We start from the raw sequence: 26,890 nt of genomic DNA, 5'->3' as shown, positions 1-26,890 counted from the left end.
ATATTTTTTTGAGGAATAAGGAGATGAAGACATGACTGTAAAAACTACAGCGGAACAAATCCGCATTATCGAATACGATTCTTCTTATGCTGGGGCAGTCGCAGAAATGTGGAACCGCAGCAACGAAAGCTGGGGCGGAGGCACCAATCAAAGAACTGAGGACAGTGTGCGCCGTGAGATGGAGATCTCGTCCAATCTTAATGCCTTTCTTGCCGTTGATGGCAAAGAGGTAGTCGGCTTCTGCAGCTTCGCCCACTACCGTCAAGATGAAGGGGCTTTGTATGTCCCGCTATTGAATGTACGCCCCGATTATCACGGATACAAGGTTGGCCGCAATCTGATTCTGAACGCTGTTCGCCAAACAATAGAAGCGGGCTGGCCACGTCTTGATCTGTTCACCTGGGCAGGTAATACGAAAGCCGTACCGATGTATAAGAAATGCGGATTTTTTTGGGAGAAAAATGAAGATTACGTCCATCTGATGAATTTCATTCCAACAGTACTGCAAACGGAAGCACTTGCTCCTTATTTTGAAGAACTGGATTGGTATGCAGACAGTACCCGTGAACTTCCCATCCAGCCAGATGGCCGCCAGGAGCGTGGCTTTGACTTCTTTGATTACACTTGGCAAAAGGGAAAACTCTCCTTGCGGGCGGAATTCGAGAAGACTGGCCGCGGTCTGACCGCTCTTGATACACCAGACTATGAAATCTCTACGGAAATTGATGATCATGATCTTGTGTTTGGTTCGACCTACAAGATTCGCTATCGCATCAAGAATCGTTCGACGTCTGAGCTGGCCATTGAGATCGAAGGCCAGAACGATAAAAATATCCGTTTTGCTCTATCTGCTGCGCGAATACTCGCTCCAGGTGAAACGGTTATCGTGGAAGGTGATTTTGAGCTTGATTCAGTTCGGGAAGAACAGAACGATAAGAAGACACACCCCGTTGTTATGAGCAAGTGGATCATCGGTGGCAAGCGTGCGGAATTCCGCATTGGCGTTGCTCCTAAATTTCCACTCAAAATGAAGATAGCGCTGCCACACCGGGAATTGTATCTTGGTCTTCCTTCGGAACTGTACCTTAATGTGGAGAATAATTTTGCTGCAGAAGCAGAATTTTCTTTTGATTTGCCCGAAGACGAATTCCTCGTATGGGCGGACCGTACAGTAAGCTTTACTGTTCCAGCTAAGAGTAAGGCTTCTATTCAAGTACCCTTTACCCTAAATTCATACGGTCTTTATTCACAGGCTATTGAGGTAACGGCCGTTCCGGTTGGAGAGAAGGCAGTCACCTTCATAAGCAAACTATCCGTTCTAATGAAGGGAACGCATGGCCGCTTTGGCGGGGAAAACGGGGATCAGTGGGTGGCTGTGAATGGCGCTTACTCTATTCATCTTAATAATACCGACAATGGAATGTGGATTGAATATCCCGGCTCGAGCCATAATTTCTGGTTGACCCATCCGAAGTTAGGCAAGCCATTCGCAGAAGAATTCTCTAAGAAACAGGTCAAAGAAGTAAAGATCTATTCTGAAGGGGAGAGCCAGGTTCTCGAATCTCTTTACGAGTCGGAAGAATTCCCGGGTCTTGAGATAAAAAGAGTGGCTAAGCTATTTGCCAACGGAATCGCTGAGTTTTATAGTGAGGTCTGCAATACCAATAGTGATATCCTGGAAGAAGACATGTATCTGTTGACGAATTTCGGCTTTTTCGGTAAACAGCTCATCTTGCCATATCAGGGCCAATACGTGGACATGGGCGATGCTTACTCAGGCGATCCAAGTCTTTGGGACAGTGCACAAATTACGGAGAACTGGTTGTTCTGCAAGGAAGAGAACATCACATGCGGAATCTGCTGGGATCCTTCGCTAAAATTGCTTCGTCCGGAATATCCGCTTGGGCTGGAGCATAATCTTGGCCGAATCTCCGCTGGAGATGTCGTACGGACAAAAACTATGGTGTTTGCTCTTAACACCTTCCTTAAGTGGTCGGAATTCCGCGCCTTTGCCCTAAAACAGGAGAATTCGGTCATACCGGTGTTGGATGACCATCTTGAGCTAACGCTCGGCGGTGGAAATCCTTTTGCGGCAGGGGCACTTCATGCCGAGCTAATCGAACGAAAGATGACACCGCTTGATGGAAGCCTTGAATTGTATGTACAGGCTGATGGAGAAGAGGAGCGAAGTGTCGCTGAGATGGAGTTGCAAAGAGGACAAAATTTGCACTCCGCTGGTTTTGAACTCTCTACTGAGGATACAGAATCACCAGAACACAACGAATCTGGCCGTAAGGTCCGGGTCGTCTATCGTGGTGAGGATCGCATTCAAGAGCGAACAGGCCTCTGGTTTCCACAAACGGAAACAAGCGTTGTTTGTGGGATAGAAGAAGGACCTGCGGGTCCCATTTACACAGTGAGCAACGGAGTTCTATCTATTGCAGCTGCTCCTGATTTCGGCAGCGTTGTGCATTCCTTGAAGCACCAAGGAGAAGAGTGGCTGGACAGCACCTTTCCGAAAGCTGAACCACGTTCCTGGTGGAATCCTTGGCATGGTGGACTCGGTGTGGGTATATCTGGCATAGGCGGATTTAGCCGGTTGCAGGAGCCAAGAAGCGCAGCTTGGACGGAGCAGATGGATGATCACGGCAACGTCTGGAAGGGATTGAGACTGACCACTTCGATGGAGAAGCAGGAAGCAAACCGGGGGATCACGATCAATCAGCATTACCTTATGCTGCCCGGAGTTCCTGTGCTCTGTGTGTTGATTTCAGTAACCAATGAAAGTGGAATGACGCTACCGCATTATTCGCTATCCGAGGATAGTTACTTTAAGCCTTCACCAATCTATTCGGAAGGCTGGATGGAGCTCCCAGAGGAAGGCAACTTCCCTATAGGGAAGGTCGAAGCCCATCTGGAATCCAAGGGGCTTATCCGAATCGGTGCAAGTTCACGTAAAGACATGCTGCATGTGGTGCATAGTTATCCTAATCAGAGAGCTATGTCTTACGTGAACAATAAGGTATTCACATTTGGTGTGAATCACCATCTACTACTACTGAACGGAGAAACCGCTTGGACACAGCCGACCTTCATGATCATGGGAGAGCTCATTCTGGATCCAGAGGCAGTTCGTAATCTTATGAAGGTGACCTTTGCTAGTGCTTCTGACAAAAAGGAGACTATAAATGCCAATCATTGATATTCACATTCATCTGTCGGACATCGATAGCTTTCATCAGACAGCACTGGACCTCTCCAAAGTTGATTACACAGCTGCTGGGCTCAAAGCGGAGTTTGACAAGAACGACGTTGTTCTCGGCATTGGAATGGGGGTCACGGAGCAGACGAAGGGAGCCTTTCCTGACTCTGCCTCTCCCAATCCGATGGGTCTCGACTTGGAAGCCAGTGTGCCGCCATTCTTAATGGAATGCGTGGGCATTAATCCGAATATGCTCGGAGGAAAGGATGCTTTGGATGAGCTGGACCGAATTGAGGCACGGCTGCAAGCTCCTGAGGTAGCTGGTATTAAGCTCTATGCCGGGTACTATCATCATTACGTTTATGACAAAATCTACTCGCCGATCTATGAGCTGGCAGCCAAGTACGGCACGCCTGTGGTTATTCATACCGGTGATACGTATTCGATGAATGGATTGCTTAAGTATGCGCATCCGCTTACCGTGGACGAACTGGCGTTCCAACGGCGCGACGTGAACTTTATGATCTGCCATCTAGGCGATCCCTGGGTGATGGATGCTGCCGAAGTGGTCGCCAAGAATCCGAACGTCTATGCCGATTTGTCTGGTCTCGTTGTTGGTGACCGGCCTCATTTTGAGCGGTTCATGAATGAACCCCTGTTTATGGATCATTTTCGCCGGGCGTTGGTGTACTCTGATCACTATGAAAAAATGTTGTTCGGTACCGATTGGCCACTCGCGCCTATTGACCTGTATGCGGAGTTCGTCCGCCGGCTTGTGCCTGAGCAGCACCACGAGAAAGTATTTTATGAGAATGCCTTTGCATTATTCCCACGCATCCAGCAGAGAATTGCAGCGCTCTGAGCGGAGCGGGACAGTATATCTGAAGCGCAGGAATATAATATAATTACGAACAAGCCATCCTTAGTTAGTACTAAAGGATGGCTTGTTTTTACATTTGTATGATGACCATGCCTATTTTTAGATTGAGTTTCCAAATTTTAATCTTCCTTTTCTTTACTTAACAGATCAGCTAGCTCAACCGAATTCTTATTTCTTAAATCCAGCATCTTTTCGCTATTGCTAGCTTTAATCAGGAAACCATCTTTCGTTTTAAAATCCATATAAAGGCTGAATCCGGCCACCTTTGAATTAGCGTAAGTAACAGTCATTCGATAAGTCGGTTCACCCACATCAACAGACCCGCGTACTTTTTTTACAGTTCTTATAGCATCTTCGAAGATTTGAAGGCTTTCACGGTCAGTATAAGTAATTTCTGTTGTTTCGGATGCAAGATTGACACTTACGATCTTTTGCGTGGGTCTGACTAATACAAATAATAAAATTAGTAAAATTATCAGTGAAAATGATAGAATACTAAATTTTTTCATAACCTACCTCCTTACTTAAGAATAATGCAGACCAATCACTTAGTTTCCAAAATAGTTATAAATTTCAGCTGAGTGTGCGTTGGTTATCATTGTTGGAATCTTATAAAAATTCCTAGGGTTCTATTTATTATTTGCTACTGGACTTGTGAAACCTTTATTAAAATAATAAACGTCTAAGAATGTATACATATTTTAGAAATAATGTGCTTGCTTTTTAATTATACGTTTGTATAATGAATGTATTACACAAATGTATAACAAGGAGAAATATGGATGAATAACAAAATCAAACGCTTGCCAGATGCTGAACTGGAAATTATGCTGGTGATTTGGAGAGCCGAGAGTTGGGTTAGCTCCTCTTATATTTTGAATCAACTGGGGGATAAACGTAAGTGGGCGCTTGCTACTTTGATGACAGTGCTGTCACGGCTGGTTGAAAAAGGCTTTCTATCTTGCGAAAAAGAAGGGCGGAGCAACCGTTATCTCGCTGCAATTTCTGAGACAGATTATAAAGAGAGCGAAGGGAAGTCTACGCTTGAAAAGCTGTTTGGCAACTCTGTGCAGGATATGGTGATGTCCTTATACAACGGGAAGGCGATTGATAAAAGCGATCTTGCTGAGTTGCGGGAACTGCTCGATAGAGTAGATAAGGAGGAATCCTGATGATAACAGGTCTTTTTACAGATTTTCTGGTTATTTCTGTGACCCTTAGTTTAGTTATTATCGGCTTAATCACATTAACTCCCTTGTTAAGAAAACATTATTCGGCTAAGTTGAGCTATTGGATATGGTTGATCCTAACCTTGCGATTATTGTTGCCATTCAACTTTTCCTTTACCAATCCTCCTGTGGCGATTCAGCTACCCGAAGGTCAGGCCATAGCAACTGTCTTTCAAAGCTCAGTGTCCCAGAATTTGCAGGCGGATACGCCAGTAATCTCTCAGCCGGTCCAGACAGGGGATGTAAGCCATATCCCTTCTATAATTAATATTTTAGCTTACATCTGGGTTACTGGCGCTGTGCTTTTTTTAGGGTATCATTTGCTGAGTTATTTCTTTTTCAGGAAACAGGTGTTACGTTGGAGCAGCTCTCTTCAGAGAGAGGATATGTTCTCCAAGCTCAAACAAGTCGCTAAAGAAATGCATGTAACAACCACCATTGCGGTTCTGATAAGCAGTAAAGTTCCGAATCCGATGCTAATGGGTTTTTACAAGCCAACACTATTCTTGCCGCATGATCAATATAGTGACGAAGAGCTGGAGTTTATCTTAAAACATGAGCTGGTCCATTACAAAAGGCATGACATCATATATAAGCTACTGCTACTGATTGTGCAGGCACTGCATTGGTTTAATCCATTGGTCTGGTTCATGGCACGCGAAGCTGTCCGCGAAATTGAAATTTATTGTGATGACACCGTTGTACGTAAGCAAAATGCGGCATATCGAAAGAAATACTGCGAAGCCATTTTATCGGTTATGCAAAGTAATGCTACACGGCATGTAGCTTTATCAACGAATTTTGCAGGAGGAAAACACTCGATGAAGCAGCGATTTGGCAGTATTTTAAATATGAAAGAAAAACGAAATGGAGTAGGCGCATTTCTTGCGGTCTTAATGGTGGTTGGTGTAACAGCAGTGCTAGCAGCCTGTACGAACCTAAACGGCCAATCTTCAGATACCGCGCTCAAACCAAGTACTATCTATTCCTACAGCTCTAGTGGCGAACAAGTGGTTGTGCATGACGCTGGGAATGCGTATTCCATGGACGAGGATGGTAATGTCTCTGTCTCCTATCGGAAAGGGGAGATCCAAGCGCAAACGCCTTTAAAACTTGATACGACTGGAACAGAAATGGGGATGGGGAGAGCGGATACCGGATTTTATATCTCCGAGGACAAAACTGCAATTGTATATGGATTTGCGGATGGTAAAGAATCCCCTCTACATGTATTAATCAGTGATGACATGGGGAAATCGTGGAATAACTACAACATTGCAGGTGCAAAGGGTTATGACGCCAAGTTCATCGGGTTTACCGACAAACAAAATGGATGGATCGTCTCCGGAGGTTCTGCAGGCGTGGGACGCTCATTAAATTATGTATACCAGACCTCTGACGGCGGGAAGACATGGACGGAGCTTGGAAATCCTAACGATTTATACGCGGAAAGTTTAGCCGGGGCAGGGTATTCTAACAAGGATATCGGATTCTTAGGGTTCAGATATTATGAAGATAATGGGCCTGTTATTTATTGGACCAAAGATAAGGGACAGTCATGGGAAAAGCTCGTGGTATCCCTTCCGGAAACCTTTAATGAATATCAAAAAACGCCGCTTTCACCTATTTTTAATGGAAAAGAAGGATTGTATCCTATTCTGCTCAGCAAAGAGGGCAACACTGTAGGTACCATCTATCTGTCGAGTAAGGACAACGGCCTGAAGTGGACGTATGATCCAGCATATGATCAAATAGGCGATTCTAAATAGGAGCAAGTGGAGCAGGGGGTGATCTACAAAGATCTCGCCCCTTTTTTATATGGAGAGCGGACGAATTTAATATGTAGCGGCTTTTAATTGTATTTTGTACAGCTATTTTCGCTCGAAAAACTCGCTCATGAAGATAGTTGTATTTTGTACAGCTATTTTTTAGTTTTTTGCCGCTAAAGCTGATAACTGTGATTTTTAATTGTATAGAATACAGTTAAAGTGAGAAGTTAGCCTTTTACAGACGAAATAAGTGTATAAAGTGCAATTATCTCATAGGTTGCATAAAGTTACAGCGATAAAATATACGGGGAGAGGATAGCGGAAGCAAGCTGCTGTCAGTGAAGAAGCAAGCTGCTATCAGTGAGAAAAGCGAGTTGCTGTCAGTGTGGAATGGATGCTCGATCGTAATTCGGCTGGGAATTGGAAAATTCTGCGTATTTTTCTCCGAGGGTTGCCCAAAGAAGACATTAAAATCGGATAGCTACGATTTATGATTATCTGCTTAAACAAACCGCTACAAACCAAAAACACCAGGCAGAGCTTCTCCATTAATCGGATAATCCATGCCTGGTTGTCTTTTTACTATTTTTATAATAACGAGACTTTATTTGAATCTATCATAATCTGCTTTCGTACGACGCCTCGTCACCGATAAAAGAGGAATAAATTACTTTTTCCAGCCTCCACCGCTATGTGAGGAGGACTCTACATAGTCTACGTTGATTTTGCCAGTGCTTGTTCCTACCTCAGTGTTGAAATTATATTGTCGCAGGTTCCAATCCTCGAAGGTTCCCTGCCAGTCATTATCTACGATGAAGGTGTAACGTGTTGTGGCGGAATTAGTGCCTCGAATATGAGAGCAGACTGCTCGTGATCCGTAGATACCCATTTTATAACCTTTGGAATTTTTAGTACTGCTGTCTAGCACTGATTTTATGCCTTGAAAATAAGGTACTATATTGTTTGTGATTTCGGTAGAGGTCATATCGCGGTCTATCGCAAAATAAATCGGAGTGCTGCTGGTTTGTCCCAAATCACTTGCTAAGCTTACAGCCGTTTCAGCATCTTTAACCCCATTGGCTTTCGTAAAATGATCGAGCGATTTGCTGATTTGATAAAGGGATATGATATATAATCCCCCATCTGAAATCCGTGTAATCTCAGCTGAGGTGAGACCATCCTGGTATCCTTCGACGCGATTCAAATATCGGCAAACGAATGTGAATTTATTATTTTTAAGTGTAGTTAATCTTGCTGCTGTTACATTTGTAGCTGTATCACAACCTAAAGCCATTGTAATTGCCTTCTTTCAATTTTTTTGTTTAAGGTTTGGCGCCAACCTCCCTATCAATTTATGAGAAAACTTTCACAGATTCTTGGGGGAACAACGAAATGGGAGAAAAAGAGGCAGATGAGAGGATGAATAGAAGGAGAGACTTTGATCTTGGAATTTACTATTATTGTTAACTTCTAGGAACCTTTGGAATTAAACTGCGTCTATACCCTATGAAGAATTTATGATTTTTTAACATGGAGGTTGATCAAGATATGGATAAAAGATGGTTGCTAGCTCCAATACTTGTTGCATCATTGCTTGCTGCTCCAGTTGCGAATGCGGCATTGCCCGCTTACTTCACTTTCATTATGGATGGAGGCGGGAAAGGTACGAGCGCTGCACTAGTAAAGGATGGGATTACTTATGTTTCAGCCAGTCACTGGGAAGCGGCAGGACTTAAGGTTGTATGGGATAAATCGCATCAAAGAGCGGAGTTTACTGGATGGGGAAAAAAGATAGCCGTTCGTATTGGAAGTAAACAGGGGGCCCTTGATGGTAAATTGGTAAGTGTAGAAGGTGTTCCTTTTGAAATTAATGGTCAACTCTATGTACCTGCCCGTTTTCTTGTAAATTCATTAGGAGGAACAACGGTCAGCTGGGATGCGACGAAGAGGATATATACAGCAACTGGGCTATTGAACTATGCTAGTGCCAGCGCACAATTTGCTGGATCTACTTATACAGTGGATAAAAAAACAGGGGGTTTATATCTAACAGATTCCGCAGGACAAACTCGTTTGCTAACGAACCTTGGTTCGCAGTTATTCGATGCTGTTCAGTTCGATTTTCAGAAGACGCCGAAAGGCCTAATCTATCTGACCGTAACAGATGTTTACGGAGAACCACATATCAATAATAAATGGTATACGATGATTATTAAGGATGGAATGGTCATTCGCCACGCAAGTGTAGGATACTATCTTCGTTATGGTGACAATGTGAAAATAGCTGGCGATCAGCTCCTGCTTACCGATGGGAAAATATTACGATTAATTGAAGATGGAACAGGGAACGTAACGGAGACGATTAATCTGAACACCCTAGGTGGTAATTCGGATAATTATTTAGTGGAGGGAATGGACGAGGATATTCTGCTGATTCGGTCCAATCAGCAAGGTTTCCTCATGATGATAGATCGTAAAACAGGTGCCAAAACATTGTTGTACAAGGCACTTCTTGACGTAGAGCAGCAAAAATATGCCGAAACAAACGACCTTCCTTTTTTTGGAGACAATCTGAAATTCCTGAAAAGAGAAGGGGATGCCCTGCTTTTTAATAATGAATATGCAAAAGACGGTAAGGTTTATAAGTTAATGCTGGACGGTTCATAATGGGGAGGCTGAGCGTTATCTCCGCAGGTTATCATAGTAAGATTTGATCCCAAGGTTTAAGAACCTTGGTTTTTTTGCTAACTAGAATAATATAAGATCATGCTTAAACGGGTCAATAATTGTCCTGGATTATAATATACATGGGGTTTGTCTGCGTTAAACGTGATAGAATCACCAGATTTTAATAGATATTCATTATCATTGACACGCAAAGACAATTCACCATCAAATACAGTGATTAATTCTTCAGTTCCTTCCATATGTGGATTGGCATCAAGGTATCCACCTTTGTCTATCTCAACTGTATAACCCTCAAATCGTTTGCTTTCATCAAATGGGAAAGATGGGTACACCCGATATTTTCCGTTGTCTTCAAGCAGTGGTTGAATTTCATTTCTTAATACGACTCTTGTGTCAGGCTTTGGGTAATCTATCAGCGCAGAAAATGAAGTTTTTAATCCATTGGCGATCTTCCAAATGGTTGTAATGGTAGGTGCCGATTCGCCTCTTTCGATTTGACCAATCATTGTTTTGCTTACTCCTGTTAATTCAGCCACCTTTTCCAGGCTTAAATCTTTACTTCTTCTAATCTTTTTTATATTCTCCGCAATGATTTGATTTATCTCTTCCACGGTAATTCTCCTATCCCTATTTACTTTATAACGACCAGGATATACAATAAAACGCACATAAGGACGTTATAGCGTCTGATAAATACATTATAACATACAACGAGGTGTAATTCAGTGATTGTTTCTTTGTTTTTATATGCATTTGTTGCTAGCTTTACTCCGGGACCTAATAACATTATGGCAATGACTTTTGCAAACCAGTTTGGTTTACGAAAAACAATGAGATTTTGTTTAGGAGTGGGCACAGGTTTTTTCGTGATTATATTGTTATGTTGCTATTTTAATATACTTCTGATCAATTTTATCCCTAAGATTGAATCTATTATGGCTGTGATAGGCGGAGTCTACATGTTTTATTTAGCATTTAAAATTATTACAAGTAAACATCAAGAAAGTGATGGAAGTGGCGATAAACACAACAGTTTTATTGCGGGTATGCTTTTACAATTTATTAATCCTAAAGGGATATTATATGGAATCACAGTTACATCTACATTTATTCTTACCTCTCATTCTTCCTATTTTAGCTTATTGAGTTACTCTATAGTCTTAGCATTCATCGGGTTTATGGGCACTTTTAGTTGGTGTTTATGCGGTTCTCTTTTCAAAAAAATGATATCTAAATATAGAAGTCAATTTAATATACTTATGGGATTGTTGTTAGTGTATTGTGGAGTTTCGATAGTGATAGGATGAATGAATGGAGCCTCATGTCAATAACGCCATAACATTGAACCGGCTTGATAACCTGACCCCAATGTCCAAAATAATAAGTTGTCGCCACGTTTGATCAAACCATGTTCAATAGCACAATATAAGGCCAGAAAGGGACTGCTTGTGCCTGTATAGCCATATTCGTCGGCTACATAAATAATTTTATGTTGATCCAGGTTCAGCTTAGCTTGAAGTAATTTAATATTAGCCAATGTAAATTGTGAAAAACAAAAAACTTGTATATCCTCGAATGTTAGGTGATGTTTGTTTAATAATTCAACAATAGATGCTTCCGCAAATCGTACACTGTCTATTCCGCTGAATCTCCCCCAGTGTAAGTAGCGGTGTTCAGCCCCATCACGCAAAGACTTAGCCAATCCTTGAGCGGGGTACACAATTTCTTCTGTAAAACGGCTGTCCGAAAGATACCTTACGTCAATTAATCCACTCTCTGAATGATCTTTTTCTAAAATGAGGGCTACGGCGGCATCGCCAAAAATTGAATATGTTATTGGATGTGAAGGATCAGCCCATAAATTTAAAAAATCCGAACCGATAACCAACGCTCTATCTCTATCAGGATCATCGTATAAAGTACGAGCAGCCTGTTCAACCGCAATAAACATTCCTATACAATTACCATTTAAGTCATAGCAAAGCGTATCATCTTTACCTTTGATAGCTTTGTGAATAAGCAATGAATTCGTAGGTGATAAATATTCCGGAGTTGAGCTGGAAAAAAGAATCAGGTCTATATCTGCAGATTTCAATGATGCAGCATCAATTGCCTGTTGAGCGGCATTAATCGCCATCGTCAACGAGTTCTCCTTCGTTCCTTCAATAACATGGCGGTTTTTTCTGCCTGTCTTTTTAAGAATCCGCTTAATATCTATACCTTGCTTTTGAAAATGGTCAATAAAATATTGGTTGTTAATCACTCTTTCAGGACAATAAATGGAGACTTGTTTTATCGAGATACCTTCTAACATAGCATGATCACTCCTTGTAATAATTTTGCAATCACATTACATTAAGTAATCTAAAAGTATCTATTTACCTAACAAAGCCTGCTTATTTCTATAAGCTTGTTTGTCCAAATCTTATTTGATGTTATACTTTATGATCTTAACAAAGCATAACATTAATTAGTAAAAAATTCTATAAATTACTATAAATGTAACTATATCGACGCATCTAAAATATCCACTAAGATTAAGTCCACAGCAACCATGTTGCGAGTGGACTTTTTTGCTTTTTATATTTTTGAATTAGAGATGAATAAATCAGGGGTACTTTACAAAAACTTTATTCGATTAAGTCACTACTTTGCCAAATCAGGAGGGGTTCTAATTAAACCATTTATCGTAATAGTAGCGCTATTACTCGTTACTGCTTGTTCGGGTAATAACTCGGCCAACAACCAAATGACAACTCAACAAACGAAGGTTGACAATCATGCTCGTAAAACTACCTCAAGTTCAACTTTAACGCAAGCATCTTCCATTTCCACGGAGAATGCAGGGAATACAACAATTAAGACTAAACAAGTTCCTGGCGATGTAACGAAATGGCTGGATGGGTTCATCCGTACCAATCCACCTACAGGAAGCACAACAGATCAAACAACGTATCCGCAGCAGTCGGCGAAACCACAATATTCTGCAAATCCGCAACATTCTGCTGTCCCACAGAAGTCTGCAAATCCACAACCATCCACCAATACATCCCAATCGGTACAGCAAGTATTGGATTTGGTGAATAAAGAAAGAACGAATGCAGGCTTGAAGCCTCTTAGCTTAAATAGCGAACTTTCGAAAATGGCTTTGGCTAAAGCGCAGGATATGTATGACAATAACTATTTTGACCATCAGTCTCCTACGTATGGATCTCCGTTTGATATGATGAAAGCATTCGGGATCTCATACAATTCAGCAGGGGAAAATATCGCCAAAGGTCAGTCGAGCGCAGAAGAAGTAATGAACCAATGGATGAACAGTCCTGGTCATCGTGCCAATATCCTGAATAGTAGCTTTACAGAAATTGGAATAGGTTACTATAACAGCGAGTGGGTTCAAGAATTTATTGGTTAGAGCGAGTAACGTAATAAACTTAACAGGGGTGTCCTAATAAGCTAAAAGTGGCTGTTGGGCATCCCTACTTTGCTTCGTTTGATCCAATAACACTTGCACAGACCAAGCCCATCGGACACAGCTGACCTTAAACGTGTCATGGGTCTACATTTTGCATCCTAGCGGACTGTATAGCAGCTATTCCCATAAAAAAACACTCAATATGAGTCTTTTTATATGAGATAGCGTCAGTGGAGTCCTAAACTCTGCTCCACAGGCCAAAAAATTGCAAATAACGTCCTCTGGGTCCGGAAATCTCAGAATCTTCAATCGCGATGGCAAGCAATTATGTTGAGCAATACTTTTGCTGGCGGGCTGGATCCAAGAAAAGAAGAAGCTGAAGTCTGCGAAATGAGATAGGGGATATTGAATCCGTTTAGAACGGGTTATTTTTTGTGTTGATTTATATGATAACGAATAAAAGTGACCAATAGAATTAGAAGAAACGGCAGGATGTAAGCTAGGTTAGTGATCAAGGGCCATGTAGTATTCACGATTTTCTCAAGCTCAGACTCCTGTGTGTAAGTCGTTACAGATAACAGCAGGCAGACAAAAGCAAGTGGGAAAACAATTAAACGTTCATCCTTCAATCTCAGAAGCTCCTTTAGTACTTTAATAAGAATAAGCAGCAGGATAGAAGCCTTGAAATAGAAGCCGATAATGAGTGAAAAACCAATCACGGATTCGATTCTTTCAATGGTTTCCTGAAAATAAATGAGTCTCGCCAACTGATATAATGAATATTTCAAGCTGCCGGACAGTGGTCCCAATACCATAATACTGCTAATGACAGAAGCAATTAACGTCAGGGCATTGATGATGAGTGCAAGATACATCTGTTTTCCCAGTTTAGAATTGTCTTCTTTACGCACGAACGGTAAAATCATCGAAAAAACGATAAGCTCGGAATAGGGGAAGCCATAGACTACATATGCAGCGCTTAGGATAGGCCTAAATCCATCAGGCATGATGGGCAGTAGGTACTCGGGATGATACAACCCTGCTACGAGTATCCAGACTAAGATGATAAATCCGAACATTAGTGACATTAGGACGGCTGCCATGCGTGCAATTACTTCGATTCCAGCTAGAGCTGTCATCGCAATCGTTATAAAAAACATGGTATTTACCGCGTAAGTGGGCGTTTCTTTTAACATCGTACTTTTGAAAAAGGTTCCGATCTCAATTACAATTCCTGCGACATTCCAAAACAGCACACAAGTGAAAGGAATCAGGAGGACGAGGGTCAGTCCGTTTCCAAGTACGGAGCGGCTTTGTTCCACAAGCGAAAGATCTGGCGCTCGTCGGTTCAAATATAGAATACCGGAAAGCAGAGCCATTCCTATGGCAGAGGCGATTAAGAGGGATATCCAGGCTCCGTTGCCAGCAAAGTTAGTTAGTGACGCAGGGACGATAACGATTGAGGAACCGGTCATAAAGAAGAGAAACAGCATGGACATTTGGATCGAACTAACACGTTCTTGCTTATTCATACGTTCCTCCTCATTCTTTAAGCTTATGAAATGGCAGGGTTGATCCAATGGACGATGTGCTCAGCTGGAGCCGTGAATAAATTGAAGATGGAATCTAAATTGGGCCATGGCTTAGCTGCAATAAAGATAAATCCGAGATAAAGTACGGGTAGTAATAATACTCCATAAACTACTCGATCGCGGATGGAGGCTTGTCTAAACCTTGGGATGTCATGGGCTAGCATAGCGGAAGCTAATAAGAGAACGCAGATTATTTTTCCCACCATAGCTACTTCTCCTTTGTTCCAAATATTGTGCCTGAGTTCATTCCAGTGCTTAACACTTTGACATCAACGTTGATATCGAACTGAGTCTGGGCGAATGTATCCTTCCATTGAGGCTCTAGTTGTTTCCACAGCTGCGGATTTTTCCGGTAAATCTGATTGCCAATTCCGAGTGCGTCGATCTTTTTTGTTTTCAAAAACTTGGTTGCGTGCTCAACCTGTTGTTCAACCTGAGTTATGATACGCTGCTCAAAAAGCTTCATGTCCTTATTGTTTTTTAAATGTGAGCAACGTAATTCTCCGATCATTCCTTCAATAGCAATTTTTACACCGACGGACACAGAACCATTTTTTACGATTGGAGTAAGCGTACTGTTGAAGGTAAGCACTTCAAGCGTTTCTTTTTTCCGAAGCGGTACTTCGGTCTCATCCGGGCAAGGAAATTCTAGTACTCCATAGATATATCTATCCGTCAGCATCATGAATGCTTCGGTATCCTTCTCCTTTAGAATGTCAATCATTTTACCGTCATGAATTACAGCCAGCCCAGATATCAATGGTTTATGATCCAAACTGGTCTTATGCAGGTAAGGGATGATGGAAGTATTGGAGGGGCTACACATTTGTATAGCCAGCTCATAGAGAGGAATCTTGGAAGTTTTTGCGGCATATAGAGCACCGCTCGTCTCCATTCTCTTATACTGTTGACCAATGGTCTGCTCGATAAACGGGTTGATATCTAAAAATGGTGCCGCAGATTGCTCAGCGATGAGAGGAAGAACGGTACCACGCGGTTCTTGATCCCTGGAGAAAAAATCAAGTACCTCCCGGATGTTCGTGGTTCTGGCTAGTTGCTCCCCGATTAATATGACACGCATATGATCCCATTTGGCTTTTCGACCAAATTTTGCCGGGATCTCCCTTATTGCTTCAAAAAAGGTTTCTCCACTCGTAACGATATTAATTCCCTTGGACGCTGGATCCCCTGCTTGTCCCATTTCTATTTTGGTGGAAGGATTATAGAAATGTGTCGTGATTACAATCCGATTGTCTTCGCTTTGGTCAATGGCGACCGCCTGCACATACCCATACTCGTCCAATTCTTTATTATCCCAGCATCCGCTAGTTAGAGTGAGTACAAGAAGGGAAATTAGTATGGTAGTAAGCCGCTTCACTATATCTACTTCCTTCCCGAAGTCTTTTTATATAGGTGTCGATTCCGTGGTGAATGAAGCAGCAGTCTTCTCGGAAGTAGAAAAATAGAATCACGTACTCTTTTAAGATCTAACGGAGCTAACGAGTCTAAATACGGTTCTCCTAAAGAGCGCAAGGTAGCCAGATGGAGATAAATTAGAATAAAACCGACCATGATGCCAAGTCCTCCGAATGTTGCCGCGAGAATCATTAAGGGAAACCGTAAAATCCGCAGCGCAATTGCCATATTGTATTGAGGTAGCGCAAATGAGGCAATGCCCGTCAAAGCGACGACAATGACCATGACCGGAGAGGCAATCTGCGATTGAATAGCAGCTTGTCCAATGACCAAAGCCCCAACGATACTGACGGCCGATCCAATCGGTCTGGGTAAGCGTATGCCCGCCTCTCTCAATAGCTCAAAGAAAAACTCCATGATCAAAGCTTCAACCATAGCCGGAAAGGGGATTCCTTCGCGTGTGTTTAGAATGGCAAGCAGCAGAACCGTGGGAATTAGTTCGGAATGGAAGTTGGATAAGGCAATATAGGTACTGGGTAACAGCAGGGCGATGATGAAGGCAGCGACCCTAATCATTCTTATCAATGATGAAAAAATGGTCCGGTAGTAATAATCTTCGCTATTCGTAAAAAACTCCATGAAATTCCCGGGACAGATCAGAATGGAAGGACTTCCGTTAACCATAGCAATAATCTTTCCGTCTAGCAGTGCTGTTATAGCTGTATCCGGTCGTTCTGTGTAGCGGACTTGTGGAAATGGTGAGTAGAGCGAATCACCGATCCACTCTTCGAGATAGGAAACGTCAAGAATTTCTTCCTGATCAATACTTGCTATCCGTTGTTTGAATTGATTTAATGTTTCTGGTTTGACTACTCCATCCAGATAACCATAGGACAACGTTCTTTGAACCTGCTTACCAGAGGTAAAGAACTCGAACTTAAGATTAGTAGATTTCAGCAAACTACGAATAACACCTACATTACGCTCCAAGCTTTCTATAAAGCTGACGTGGGGACCTTGAACAGTAGGCTCTGAAATGGGCTCAGAGGTTTGGCGCTGTTCTACATCGAAGGCATAATAGGCAACGGCTTTTTGCCAACCTGTAAAGAAAAGGACAACTTTCCCATCAAGAATCCCCTTAATGGCTTGACCGATATTGTCCATTAATTCAAGCAGCGGTGATGAAACACCATTTTTTTCAAAATAGGAGATGACATCTTCAACGGTCACGTCCAAGGTGGGACCCAGCTCATGCGGAACTAAATTCTGCAAGACATCTTTAAAATAATTTGTAGGGTCAGACTTAGTAAGTGTATTGAAATAGACGGATGAGGCTTCATACTTAAGATCCGGGCCATAATGCCATGGAATAACCTTTAGGTCCGAACAATTCGCAAAACAATTATTAATAATCTGTAAGTTGTCTTCGAGAGACGCAGAGATAGCATGGGAAAAAAGATCCTTCATTGAAAGCTCATTTTCGGCTTCGAATTGAGGGTGCACCTTAGGATTAGACGGAGGTGTCTTGGCGTTAAAAAATTTCCGCATGCAATTCTCCTTAAATAAATGAGATGTTAAGTGATTTTTATCTTCTCCCTTATTTAGGAATTTATTCGGAAGGTGGAGATAGATCAAATTTTTCGCAAAAAGAACAATTGGAACTGGCTCAGGGAAGAGATGCGATGTTATAATGAACATAATTTTTTTCAGGAGGTGCTCCTTGTGACTCATTCCATTCGTTTATGGTAATCAGTGGTGCAAGACAAGTGGACTCATTCTTTTTTTGAGATAAGGAAATGAGTTTATTTGTGATGTGCCTGTTTCAGTGTGCCTATGCTCATGGAATGAGTTTATTTAAGTTTTTAATCAAAGGAGATGACCTTATGCGAATACAATGGAAAAAAGCCTTCGCCCTTATTTTTAGCGGACAGATTTTCTCGATTCTTACGAGTTCGATGGTTCAATTCGCGGTGATCTGGCACTTAACGGAATCGACAGGGTCAGCGGCAGTTTTGATGATTGCTGGGTTGGCAGCGTTTTTGCCGCAAGCGGTCTTGGGTCCTTTTGTAGGGGTCTGGCTGGACCGTTGGAATCGTAAAATAACGATGATTATTGCTGATAGCGCAATTGCGCTCTTCAGTCTGATATTAGGTATTTATTTCATGTGGGGGGAACCGGGACTTGGCTTTGTGTATGTCATTCTGAGCCTGCGTTCGGCGGCATCAGCCTTTCATGCTCCGGCTTTTCAGGCGGCTGTTCCGTTGATTGCGCCTGAAGAAGAATTGACAAGAGTCGCGGGCTGGCAGCAGATGGTGTTCTCTTTCTCGAATGTAATGGGTCCTGCACTTGGGATAGCGGTTTACTCGGCAACTTCGCTCGGGGCAGTATTACTACTCGATGTGGCCGGGGCTTTGATTGCGAATCTGATGCTGTTCATGGTGAAGATCCATCAGCCTAAAGTGCAGGCTACAGTTGCGCCGTCTTTCGTTCAAGAATTCCGTTTGGGTTGGAACGCACTCATTCAAGCGAAACCCATTGTGTTGATTACGGGGGCTACTGCGGTGTTTAGTATCGCATTTATGCCATTGGCGACACTGTTTCCTTATATGACATTGTCTCATTTTGGCCGTGGAGGATACAGTGCCAGCCTGGTGGAAGCGGTGTTCAGCATCGGGATGATTTTAGGTGGTCTGCTATTGTCGATGTTCTCATCTAAATGGAGCGACATTAGCTATATGAGCGTAGGTCTGCTAGTCATCGGTCTTACCTGTGTGATCAGTGGTTTGATTGGTCCGAATGCATTTGTGATTTTTGCCATTCTCTCGTTCTTGATGGGCAGTGCGGCACCCTTCTTCAATGGTCCCTTCATGGCGATGATCCAACGTTCTTTTGAACCCGAGATGCTTGGGCGTGTCATTTCACTCGTGACCAGCATTATGATGTTGTCTTCGCCAATAGGGCTGCTGTTGGCAGGACCTGTGGTGGATCGATACGGTGTGCAGCTATGGTTCCTCGGTTCAGGAATTGTGGTGATGCTGACCGCTCTGTTTATTTTCATCCAGTTTCGGCGGCTGGCGTCCGCGATTCCGATGAATTGACTAGGGTAGAAACTTCCCTGTAAAAAAGAGTTTATAGGCCGGTCCGAGAGGATCGGCTTTTTGGCGGTTCTTCATATTTTTTCAAATTATAATATGATAGAATTACGTTCACTTGGAGGGATACATAATATGAATCTTCACATTGCAATCTGTGACGATCAGAGGCAAGATGCCTCGCGATTGGAAGAATTACTCATGAAGCAGATAACTAGCCTGCAAGGGATGACTGCCTCTATTGAGATTTTTGAATCAGGCCAAACCCTGCTTCAGGCAATGACGACTACCGCATACGATATAGTTTATCTGGATATGGAGATGCCCGAGTATAACGGTATAGAAGTCGCAGAGAAGATCCGGCTCAAAGATGCCAGGGTATTAATTATCTATGTCACCAGCCATACAAGTTATATGAGAAGAAGCTTTGCGGTTCATCCCTTTCGCTATTTACTGAAACCCATTGATGAACATGAACTGCAGACCGCCACAGTCAAAGCCATTCAGCAATGCATGCAAAGAAACAACGTGCTGTCATTCTCAATCCATCATATGAGCTATAATTTAAGGGTAGATGATATTATGTATATCACGGTAGAACGAGGCAAAAAATTGGTCCTTTGTACTGAACAAGGGACTTACTCGTATTATGGCAAACTGAGAGAGTTGGAAGGACAGCTGGGATCACATGATTTTTGTCGCGTACATACGGGATTCCTAGTAAATTGGCTGTATGTTCGTTCTTTAAGCAAAGAACTTATTCAGCTGAAGAACGGGGTGGAGCTTCCCGTCAGCCGCAGTAGAAGCTCTGATTCTTTACGGTCCTACCATGCCTTTATAGAAAAGAGGCTCTTAAGATAAATGTCTTTCATCCGGGAGATTAGTCCTTATTTTTTTGGTGTATTTATGCTCGTCCTTATATATGTCCCGCAAGGGGTCACATTTTATATTTTTCTCAAGAAATTCCTGATCCTGAGCAGGAGCAAACAGTCATTTATAGGTTGTCTTATTATCTTTTATATAATTAAATCGCTTACCGCTGCTAGCTTACCTCTAGTTGATTCGGTCATCCTTCACCTGCTTGTGTATAGTCTGATTACTATTTTTTATTTCCGCGGCAGTGTGCTACAAAAGCTGTTCTTTAGCAGTTTCTATACAGTGTTTACGGTGGTTATTGAGATGCTGGTATGGTATGGGATTCAGCATATCCCACTCAATGCCGAGGGAATAGATACAGTTAATTTCTGGTGGTTATCTTTTGCTTTCCTATTTGTTGTTTTGCTAAGCATCATGTTATGTCTGCTATTGCTGCGGTTGTTCAAAGTGGATACCACAACGTTACTGTCGAATCAGGATTGGGCTGTGCTGAATCTTGTTTCTGCGGGTTCTTTGCTTATTATTATTGTGAATCTGAGAAATTCCAGTGATAAACCTTTTAATATTCCGTTTGATTTTGTATTCATCCTGCTTGGGATTCTTGTAGTTAATGTGGCTGTAATGTTTATATATCAAAAGTTAATGAAACGGATGCAAATAGAATTGCATAATCATGTGCTACAGCAGCAAGTGAAGGATTACACGAGTAAACTGAAAGATAATCAGGAAGCACAGCGTTTGCGGCATGATCTGAACCATGTGTTGATCCTTATTCATTCTCTGCTGGATGAAGGAGCTGTACAAGAAGCCAAGCGATATATTGCGGAGCTTGCTTCGACACAGGAGGCAGGAGAAAAGTATATTTCTTCTGGAAATATAGCTATTGATGCCATCTATAATGAGAAGTTCGCCAAAGCCGAGCTACATCAAGTTACAATGAAATCTCATTTTCGCATCCCGCAGGACCTGTCACTTGCAGGCAAAGAGGTTGAAATTGCAATTATTTTAGGCAATGCATTAGATAATGCAATCGAAGGGGTTCAGAGATTACCAGAGTCAGAGCAGAATGTTATTGGGCTGGAAGTGATTTATTGCGACGGGTTATTGGTGATTTCTTTAAAGAATCCTGCATCTCTGCTTACAGAGGACGGGCAGGGCTCTTTTTTGTCCAGCAAGCGGAACTTTGGGCGTAGAGGGTTCGGAATCGAAAGCATTGAGTATGCGGTTCAACAGCTTCAAGGAAGCGTCAGTTTCAGATATGAGAATGGGCAGTTCATGATGTTGGCGGTATTACCACTGCCTGAGTAGCAATCCGCAACCAACTACTCCACCTAACCTGCAAGTTACGGTCTCTTCCCGCTGGTAAGCAGCGGTCCATGATATATTGAGGCTGTTCTTATTAAAGGGAGGGTATTCCATTGACATTGTCATTGCTCATCAGTGCAGTCCTTCAGCTCATCTTATTCAGCATCATTCCCTATACATACTGGTTTTTTACAAGCAGAACAACTTCATCCTTTGCCATGTGGATTGGCTGGAAGAAACCCCAATTGCTTTCTAGGAAGCAGTTCATACTATGGTTTATACTTACCATGACTATATTCACCAGCCTGGGAATGCTTACAGCAATCTATATGCTGGATAAGAATACTTTGGCCAGCTCACAGTTTTATGGTACAGGTCTTAAAGGTTTGATTCCGGCATTGATTTATTCTTGGTTACAGACTAGCTTGTCCGAAGAGATTCTGTTCCGCGGCTTCATTGGTAAACGGTTAAGTTCGAAATTCGGATTCGGAATTGGAAACTGTGCTCAAGCTTTATTATTTGGTGTCGTACATGCTGTGCTGTTATACAGCAGTTCCGGATTATTGAATTCTGCTGTTGTAATGATTCTTACAGGTTTTGTGGGTTGGAGCATCGGAATGTTAGATGAGAAATTATCCGGCGGTTCGATCATTCCAGGTTGGGTTCTGCACGGGCTGACTAATCTGATTTCCACCATTTTTATGATGTATCAATGGATGTAGCAATCAAAGTTTTTAGAGAGTACATTTTAAAAATATGGTAAACTAAAAAAGTCTTAAATTATAAGATTAAAGTTTATATACCATTTTTATTGGGAGGTAGATATTATGAAAAACAATGTCAGCTTGCAAAATGATATGGGGATAACGTTTAACTGATCAAGCGTGTTGACGTTTCCCCACCATTCGAAAGGGGAAAATCATTTGAATCAGGTATTATTAATCATCGATGCACAACAAGAATTAATGGATGGAAACGAAAAGGAAAGTGCAGTATTCAATAAAGAGCAGCTTATCCGGAATATTAATAAAGTGATTGAACAAGCAAAAGAAGCCGATGTCGAAGTTGTGTTCGTTAGGGATCTAGATGTCGCTGAAGGAACAGGTACAGGCTTTCAAGTTCACAATGAAATCAACAGGTCTGCAAATGCCAAAATCTTTGATAAGCTGGCAACGAATTCTTTTCACGGAACTGAGCTGCTACAATATCTGAAAGATCAGCAGATTGAGCATGTGGTGATTATGGGATGTAAAACTCAACACTGCATCGATACTGCGGTTCGGACGGCTACGGTTAGCGGCATGGATGTTACATTGGTCGGAGATGGTCATTCTACAACGGACAATGATGTTTTAAGTGCAGAACAAATCATCAAGCATCACAATAAAACATTACATGGGCACTACAATGTCGAACATTTTTCTATGGTCAGAAGTTCCGAAGAAGATTTGTTTCGCCCAACGCATGACTCTTATAGATAATAATTCAGTGGCGGCACTTAAATGTGCCGCTTTTTGCTGTTTTGCATTACCTCTGATTTTCGTCACCTATACTGATAGACATATTCGCCTAAACCATTCCCATCCCATCTTTATGGGATTGTTCTTGCAAGGGATCTACTTATAATTGTTAGTAATTCTTAAACAATATGAGTAGGGACGGGATCAACATGATGGCAGCAAAAGATATAGAGTTTAAAAGCACACACGGGCAGCGGCTGGGAATGATGGCGGCTATTTGTATGGGGGCGTTTATTTCCCATTTTACAGCTGGAATTGTGAATGTGTCGCTTCCTTTTATTGTGAATTATTTTCAGACAGAGCTTGGGAAGGGATTATGGATCACAACAGGTTATCTGCTAGTGATTACGGCTCTTCTTCCTATTATGGGGAAACTGGGAGACCGTTATGGTTTTCGCCGGATTCACAATCTTGGATTTGTGATTTTTACTGTGGGTTCTATCCTGGTCGCTTTTTCACCTAATCTGCCAATATTGCTAACGCTCAGAGTTGTACAGGGAGTAGGAGCTGCGATGTTCCAAGCAACTAATATTGCACTCATCACCATTCATATGCCGAAAGAGCAAAGAGGTCGTGCACTCGGAATTTTAAGTACAGCTGTCGCGCTGGGCGGGATGACGGGACCTATAGCGGGAGGTTTGATTGCAGAGTGGCTGAGCTGGAAATGGTTATTTTTAATCCATGTTCCTGTGGCGATTGTGGCTACAATTATGGCATATCGGTACATCCCGAACCGTGTGCAAAAGCGCAAGCCGGGTGCTATCAGCTTCGTGGGGGCCAGCTTGTTTATGGTATTCATCACCTTGGTCCTTCTCGTAATAACAAATGGGAGCAAATGGGGCTGGGTGTCCGTGCGGACAATGACAAGTTTGGTGGGGGTTTCCTTGTTGTTGATTACTTTTCTATTCTGGGAGCGGAAGCAAAAGAATCCTTTTCTACCCTTACAAGCATTGAAAATTCCAACTGTAGCGGGAGGCTTGATCGTTAGCTGTGCCTCTTTTATTTTATCTAATACATTGCTTGTCCTCATTCCATTTTATTTGATGGGGGCGTCGGCTCCGTTCTCGTCATCTACGACAGGATATATTATGGCGGCTTATCCCATTGCCTTGGCGTTTGCAGGTCCTCTCGCAGGCTACTGCTCCGACCGTTATGGCTCTCATCGTCTGATGCTTATGGGACTGAGCTGCATGGGAAGCGGGTTTATCTTGTTACTGGTGTATTTAGATCATATACCGATTTATGGAATCGCGGCGATTCTATCTCTTATTGGCCTTGGTATGGGGCTCATTGCCTCTCCTAATAATAGCTTCATTATGCAGCAGACACCTCGGGAACACGTGGGTTCGATTGGCGGATTAATTGCTTTAACAAGAAATGCGGGTATGGTCTTTGGCTCAGCACTTGGACTTGGTGTGATGAGTGGAGAGACAGGACAAGGGAGTCAGTTGCAGGCGTTCAAATTGGTTTTTGAGATTAATATTTTCATTTGTTTAAGCGTTATTGTATTAATGGTTGTTATAAATAGAAGGACATTTAAATCTGCTTGATCTAAAAAAATGTGTGTGTAATCACAACTCAAGCTTTGGTGTTCTGTTACGTTGGAAGTAACGAATGATTATCTAGATATGGAGGATAACGATATGTTTTGTTACCAATGTGAACAGACACCGAATGGCGGATGCACCGTTGTAGGGGTATGTGGCAAAAATGAAACCATTGCGAGTTTGCAGGATACGATGATTTTTGCATTAAAAGGAATTGCAGCGTATGCGACACATGCCCGGCAGCTAGGATATAGCGATCCCGAGGTGGATCGTATCACCCACGAAGCTTTGTATATGACGTTGACCAATTCCAACTTTAATACACAGGAACATTTGGAGATGGCGATGAAGGTCGGGGATGCGGCGGTTCGCATCATGGATGTACTGGATCGTGCGCATACGGACCGCTTTGGCATTCCGCAACCGATCACAGTCAGTCAGAACAAAATTGAAGGTCAATGTATTGTTGTAACAGGACATAATTTATATGCGCTGGAGGAATTACTGCGGCAGACAGAGGGGAAAGGCATCAACATTTATACCCACTCAGAAATGCTGCCTGCGCATGGATATCCTGCACTCAAAAAGTATAAACATCTGAAAGGCAACATCGGCAAAGCATGGTATGATCAGCGTAGATTGTTCGAGAAGTTTCCCGGTGCAATTCTTGCTACCACAAACTGTGTAATGCCGATTAAAGGCACGTATGCAGACCGCTTTTTCTCATATGAAGTAGCGGGGCTGGAAGGTGTAGAGAAAATAACGGGCGACGATTTCTCCCCATTAATTAATCGTGCGTTGTCCCTACCTGCGGCTGATGTAGAGTCAGATCTGGTACTTACGACCGGATATCATCATGAAACTGTAATCGGGTTAGCACCAGAGATCATTCAAGCTGTCAAAGACGGGCATATCCGCCGGTTTTTCGTCATTGCTGGCTGTGATGCGCCAGGTACTGGCGGGAATTACTACCGTGAGTTGGCGACTTCCTTACCGAACGATACTGTCATTTTAACGACTTCTTGCGGAAAGTTCCGTTTCAATGACGTAGATTATGGCACCGTTGGAGACACCGGTATTCCGCGTTACATTGACCTTGGGCAATGTAATAATTCCGGTTCTACAGTGAAGATTGCCATGGCTCTGGCTGAGGCATTTGAGTGTACGGTGAACGAGCTGCCTGTCAGCATCGTGCTGTCTTGGTTTGAGCAAAAAGCAGTAGCCATTCTGCTAGGCTTGTTCAGTCTCGGCATTCAGGACATTCGCATCGGACCAAAGCCACCCGAGTTCATTTCACCAGGTGTACTGGATGTTCTGGTAGAGCTTTTTGGATTGAAGCTAATTACTACTGCTGAAGAAGATATGAACGCGATGTTGGCGTTGTCGTAGAGTAAAAATCAAAGGTTGCCGCCCATAAGGGATTGGCAGCCTTTTTTTGATAGGGGATTTAGGTGATACATCATTGTCGAAGCATAGCGATCCGTAATGGATGGTAATGCTTCTTAACTTGCCATTACAAGATGAGCTTATCGCGTGCTCGCCACATAATTATAGAGGGTATCTCTCAACTCGAACTCGTACGTCAAACCATTAACAATCCCCACAACATGATCGTTATCATACAGGTCAAGCATGAATCCAGCCATTTCCTTCGCGGTATGATATTTCGGCACAGTCCCATGATATTCGAATTCGGGGATATCGAAAGAAAGCTTCGCGAATTCTGTTTCTGTTGCGGCAGGTGCTAGCACTTTAGCCTGCATAAGTGCACCTTGACTCTTCAACTCATGAGAGAGTCCTTCAGTAAAGGCACTCACATAGAACTTAGTCGCACAGTACGTAATGGCATTTCCCACAATCGTATAGCCGCCACCGGATGAAACGTTGATTAATTGTGTTCCTTCAACATTGGAATAATCACGAACGAATAGAGAGGAAAGGATCGTCAACGATTCAATGTTCAGATGCAGCATTGCAGAAATTTTATCTAAATCTTGCTTGGCCACTGAAGCGAAATTTCCAAACCCCGCATTGTTGATCCAAGTTTCGATTTCGAACCCTTGTAGATCCTCATAAAGCTTATAAGCATTACTAGAAACGGATAAGTCAGTTACTCGAATAACGACATCTACATCGGGGGAGTTATGATTGATTTCAGATTTTAGCTCCTCCAGTTGCTCCCTTCTGCGGGCTGTAACAATTAAGTTTTTACCGCGAGCCGCAAAGGCTAGAGCGGTTTCATAACCTATACCTGAACTGGCGCCTGTAATTACAGTATATTTCATGTGAATTCCTCCGTTTTTACAAGAATATTTAGTGTTTCAACAACGATGTAATCATAAAGCTTAGAGTTTACTCT

At 42.5% G+C, this 26,890-nt stretch carries 22 protein-coding genes; 14 read left to right on the top strand and 8 right to left on the bottom strand.

Going from position 1 to position 26,890, the window contains the following annotated elements:
- The first annotated feature begins 31 nt into the window (after positions 1-31).
- Positions 32-3,202 carry a GNAT family N-acetyltransferase gene (locus tag MHH50_RS19535; protein ID WP_340033293.1) on the top strand — a complete coding sequence of 1,057 codons (3,171 nt, stop codon included), beginning with the start codon at positions 32-34 and terminating at the stop codon, positions 3,200-3,202.
- A complete protein-coding gene (locus MHH50_RS19530) occupies positions 3,189-4,064 on the top strand; it encodes an amidohydrolase family protein (RefSeq protein ID WP_076104960.1) in 876 nt (291 codons plus the stop codon). The genes MHH50_RS19535 and MHH50_RS19530 overlap by 14 nt, the downstream gene beginning before the upstream one ends.
- Positions 4,065-4,201: 137 nt before the next feature.
- Here the strand turns inward: MHH50_RS19530 and MHH50_RS19525 are convergent, their stop codons facing one another.
- Positions 4,202-4,591, bottom strand: a complete 390-nt coding sequence (locus tag MHH50_RS19525; protein ID WP_076127262.1) for a hypothetical protein — start codon at positions 4,589-4,591, stop codon at positions 4,202-4,204.
- 273 nt (positions 4,592-4,864) lie between these two features.
- Between MHH50_RS19525 and MHH50_RS19520 the strand changes: the two genes are divergently transcribed.
- Positions 4,865-5,254, top strand: coding sequence for a BlaI/MecI/CopY family transcriptional regulator (locus MHH50_RS19520; protein ID WP_076143756.1), 390 nt, complete (start codon positions 4,865-4,867; stop codon positions 5,252-5,254).
- The gene (locus tag MHH50_RS19515; RefSeq protein WP_340033292.1) at positions 5,254-7,080 is read left to right on the top strand and encodes a M56 family metallopeptidase; all 1,827 of its coding nucleotides are present in this window, start codon (positions 5,254-5,256) and stop codon (positions 7,078-7,080) included. Before MHH50_RS19520 ends, MHH50_RS19515 begins: the two co-directional genes overlap by 1 nt.
- A gap of 667 nt (positions 7,081-7,747) precedes the next feature.
- Here MHH50_RS19515 and MHH50_RS19510 read toward each other — a convergent pair.
- On the bottom strand, positions 7,748-8,374 hold the full coding sequence (locus tag MHH50_RS19510) for a glycoside hydrolase domain-containing protein (RefSeq protein WP_076217869.1): 627 nt from the start codon (positions 8,372-8,374) through the stop codon (positions 7,748-7,750).
- Between the two features lie 254 nt (positions 8,375-8,628).
- Between MHH50_RS19510 and MHH50_RS19505 the strand changes: the two genes are divergently transcribed.
- A complete protein-coding gene (locus MHH50_RS19505) occupies positions 8,629-9,747 on the top strand; it encodes a copper amine oxidase N-terminal domain-containing protein (protein WP_340033291.1) in 1,119 nt (372 codons plus the stop codon).
- Positions 9,748-9,824: 77 nt separating this feature from the next.
- Here the strand turns inward: MHH50_RS19505 and MHH50_RS19500 are convergent, their stop codons facing one another.
- Positions 9,825-10,379 carry an XRE family transcriptional regulator gene (locus MHH50_RS19500; RefSeq protein ID WP_340010590.1) on the bottom strand — a complete coding sequence of 185 codons (555 nt, stop codon included), beginning with the start codon at positions 10,377-10,379 and terminating at the stop codon, positions 9,825-9,827.
- A 114-nt stretch (positions 10,380-10,493) separates the two neighbouring features.
- On the opposite strand from MHH50_RS19500, the gene MHH50_RS19495 reads away from it, so the two are divergent.
- Complete coding sequence (locus MHH50_RS19495; protein ID WP_076304549.1) at positions 10,494-11,075, top strand: LysE family transporter; 582 nt, start codon at positions 10,494-10,496, stop codon at positions 11,073-11,075.
- Positions 11,076-11,092: 17 nt separating this feature from the next.
- Here the strand turns inward: MHH50_RS19495 and MHH50_RS19490 are convergent, their stop codons facing one another.
- A complete protein-coding gene (locus tag MHH50_RS19490; RefSeq protein ID WP_076127253.1) occupies positions 11,093-12,082 on the bottom strand; it encodes a ketoacyl-ACP synthase III in 990 nt (329 codons plus the stop codon).
- 435 nt (positions 12,083-12,517) lie between these two features.
- Between MHH50_RS19490 and MHH50_RS19485 the strand changes: the two genes are divergently transcribed.
- Positions 12,518-13,183 carry a CAP domain-containing protein gene (locus MHH50_RS19485; protein WP_081391877.1) on the top strand — a complete coding sequence of 222 codons (666 nt, stop codon included), beginning with the start codon at positions 12,518-12,520 and terminating at the stop codon, positions 13,181-13,183.
- A gap of 425 nt (positions 13,184-13,608) precedes the next feature.
- Here the strand turns inward: MHH50_RS19485 and MHH50_RS19480 are convergent, their stop codons facing one another.
- The 3 genes from MHH50_RS19480 to MHH50_RS19470 form a co-directional block, all read right to left on the bottom strand.
- A complete protein-coding gene (locus MHH50_RS19480) occupies positions 13,609-14,715 on the bottom strand; it encodes an endospore germination permease (RefSeq protein ID WP_076127252.1) in 1,107 nt (368 codons plus the stop codon).
- Between the two features lie 268 nt (positions 14,716-14,983).
- Positions 14,984-16,153, bottom strand: coding sequence for a Ger(x)C family spore germination protein (locus MHH50_RS19475; protein ID WP_179088771.1), 1,170 nt, complete (start codon positions 16,151-16,153; stop codon positions 14,984-14,986).
- 5 nt (positions 16,154-16,158) lie between these two features.
- A complete protein-coding gene (locus MHH50_RS19470; RefSeq protein WP_256717474.1) occupies positions 16,159-17,739 on the bottom strand; it encodes a spore germination protein in 1,581 nt (526 codons plus the stop codon).
- Positions 17,740-18,074: 335 nt separating this feature from the next.
- Here MHH50_RS19470 and MHH50_RS19465 point away from each other — a divergent pair, with 335 nt between their 5' ends.
- From MHH50_RS19465 to hcp, 7 genes are all read left to right on the top strand, one after another.
- Positions 18,075-19,289, top strand: a complete 1,215-nt coding sequence (locus MHH50_RS19465) for an MFS transporter (RefSeq protein WP_076281557.1) — start codon at positions 18,075-18,077, stop codon at positions 19,287-19,289.
- A 129-nt stretch (positions 19,290-19,418) separates the two neighbouring features.
- Positions 19,419-20,144: a LytTR family DNA-binding domain-containing protein gene (locus MHH50_RS19460; RefSeq protein WP_076190714.1), complete on the top strand. Its 726-nt coding sequence runs from the start codon at positions 19,419-19,421 to the stop codon at positions 20,142-20,144.
- Entirely contained in the window at positions 20,145-21,467 is a 1,323-nt protein-coding gene (locus MHH50_RS19455; RefSeq protein ID WP_076309690.1) for a sensor histidine kinase, read from the top strand.
- 110 nt (positions 21,468-21,577) lie between these two features.
- A complete protein-coding gene (locus MHH50_RS19450) occupies positions 21,578-22,186 on the top strand; it encodes a CPBP family intramembrane glutamic endopeptidase (RefSeq protein ID WP_076190720.1) in 609 nt (202 codons plus the stop codon).
- 201 nt (positions 22,187-22,387) lie between these two features.
- Positions 22,388-22,945 (top strand): cysteine hydrolase family protein, encoded by a 558-nt coding sequence (locus tag MHH50_RS19445; protein WP_076127240.1) that lies wholly within the window; start codon positions 22,388-22,390, stop codon positions 22,943-22,945.
- Positions 22,946-23,112: 167 nt separating this feature from the next.
- Positions 23,113-24,534, top strand: coding sequence for an MFS transporter (locus tag MHH50_RS19440; RefSeq protein ID WP_340033290.1), 1,422 nt, complete (start codon positions 23,113-23,115; stop codon positions 24,532-24,534).
- 93 nt (positions 24,535-24,627) lie between these two features.
- Entirely contained in the window at positions 24,628-25,920 is a 1,293-nt protein-coding gene (gene hcp / locus MHH50_RS19435; RefSeq protein WP_076127238.1) for a hydroxylamine reductase, read from the top strand.
- A gap of 137 nt (positions 25,921-26,057) precedes the next feature.
- Here hcp and MHH50_RS19430 read toward each other — a convergent pair whose 3' ends face one another.
- Complete coding sequence (locus MHH50_RS19430; RefSeq protein ID WP_076306915.1) at positions 26,058-26,816, bottom strand: SDR family NAD(P)-dependent oxidoreductase; 759 nt, start codon at positions 26,814-26,816, stop codon at positions 26,058-26,060.
- Positions 26,817-26,890: the final 74 nt, after the last annotated feature.

Origin of the sequence: Paenibacillus sp. FSL H3-0302 (genome assembly GCF_037982245.1) — a bacterium.
Classification (GTDB): Bacteria; Bacillota; Bacilli; order Paenibacillales; family Paenibacillaceae; genus Paenibacillus_AQ; species Paenibacillus_AQ odorifer.
The sequence above is the reverse complement of the archived record's forward strand: the minus strand, read 5'-3'. Positions and strand labels throughout refer to the sequence as shown.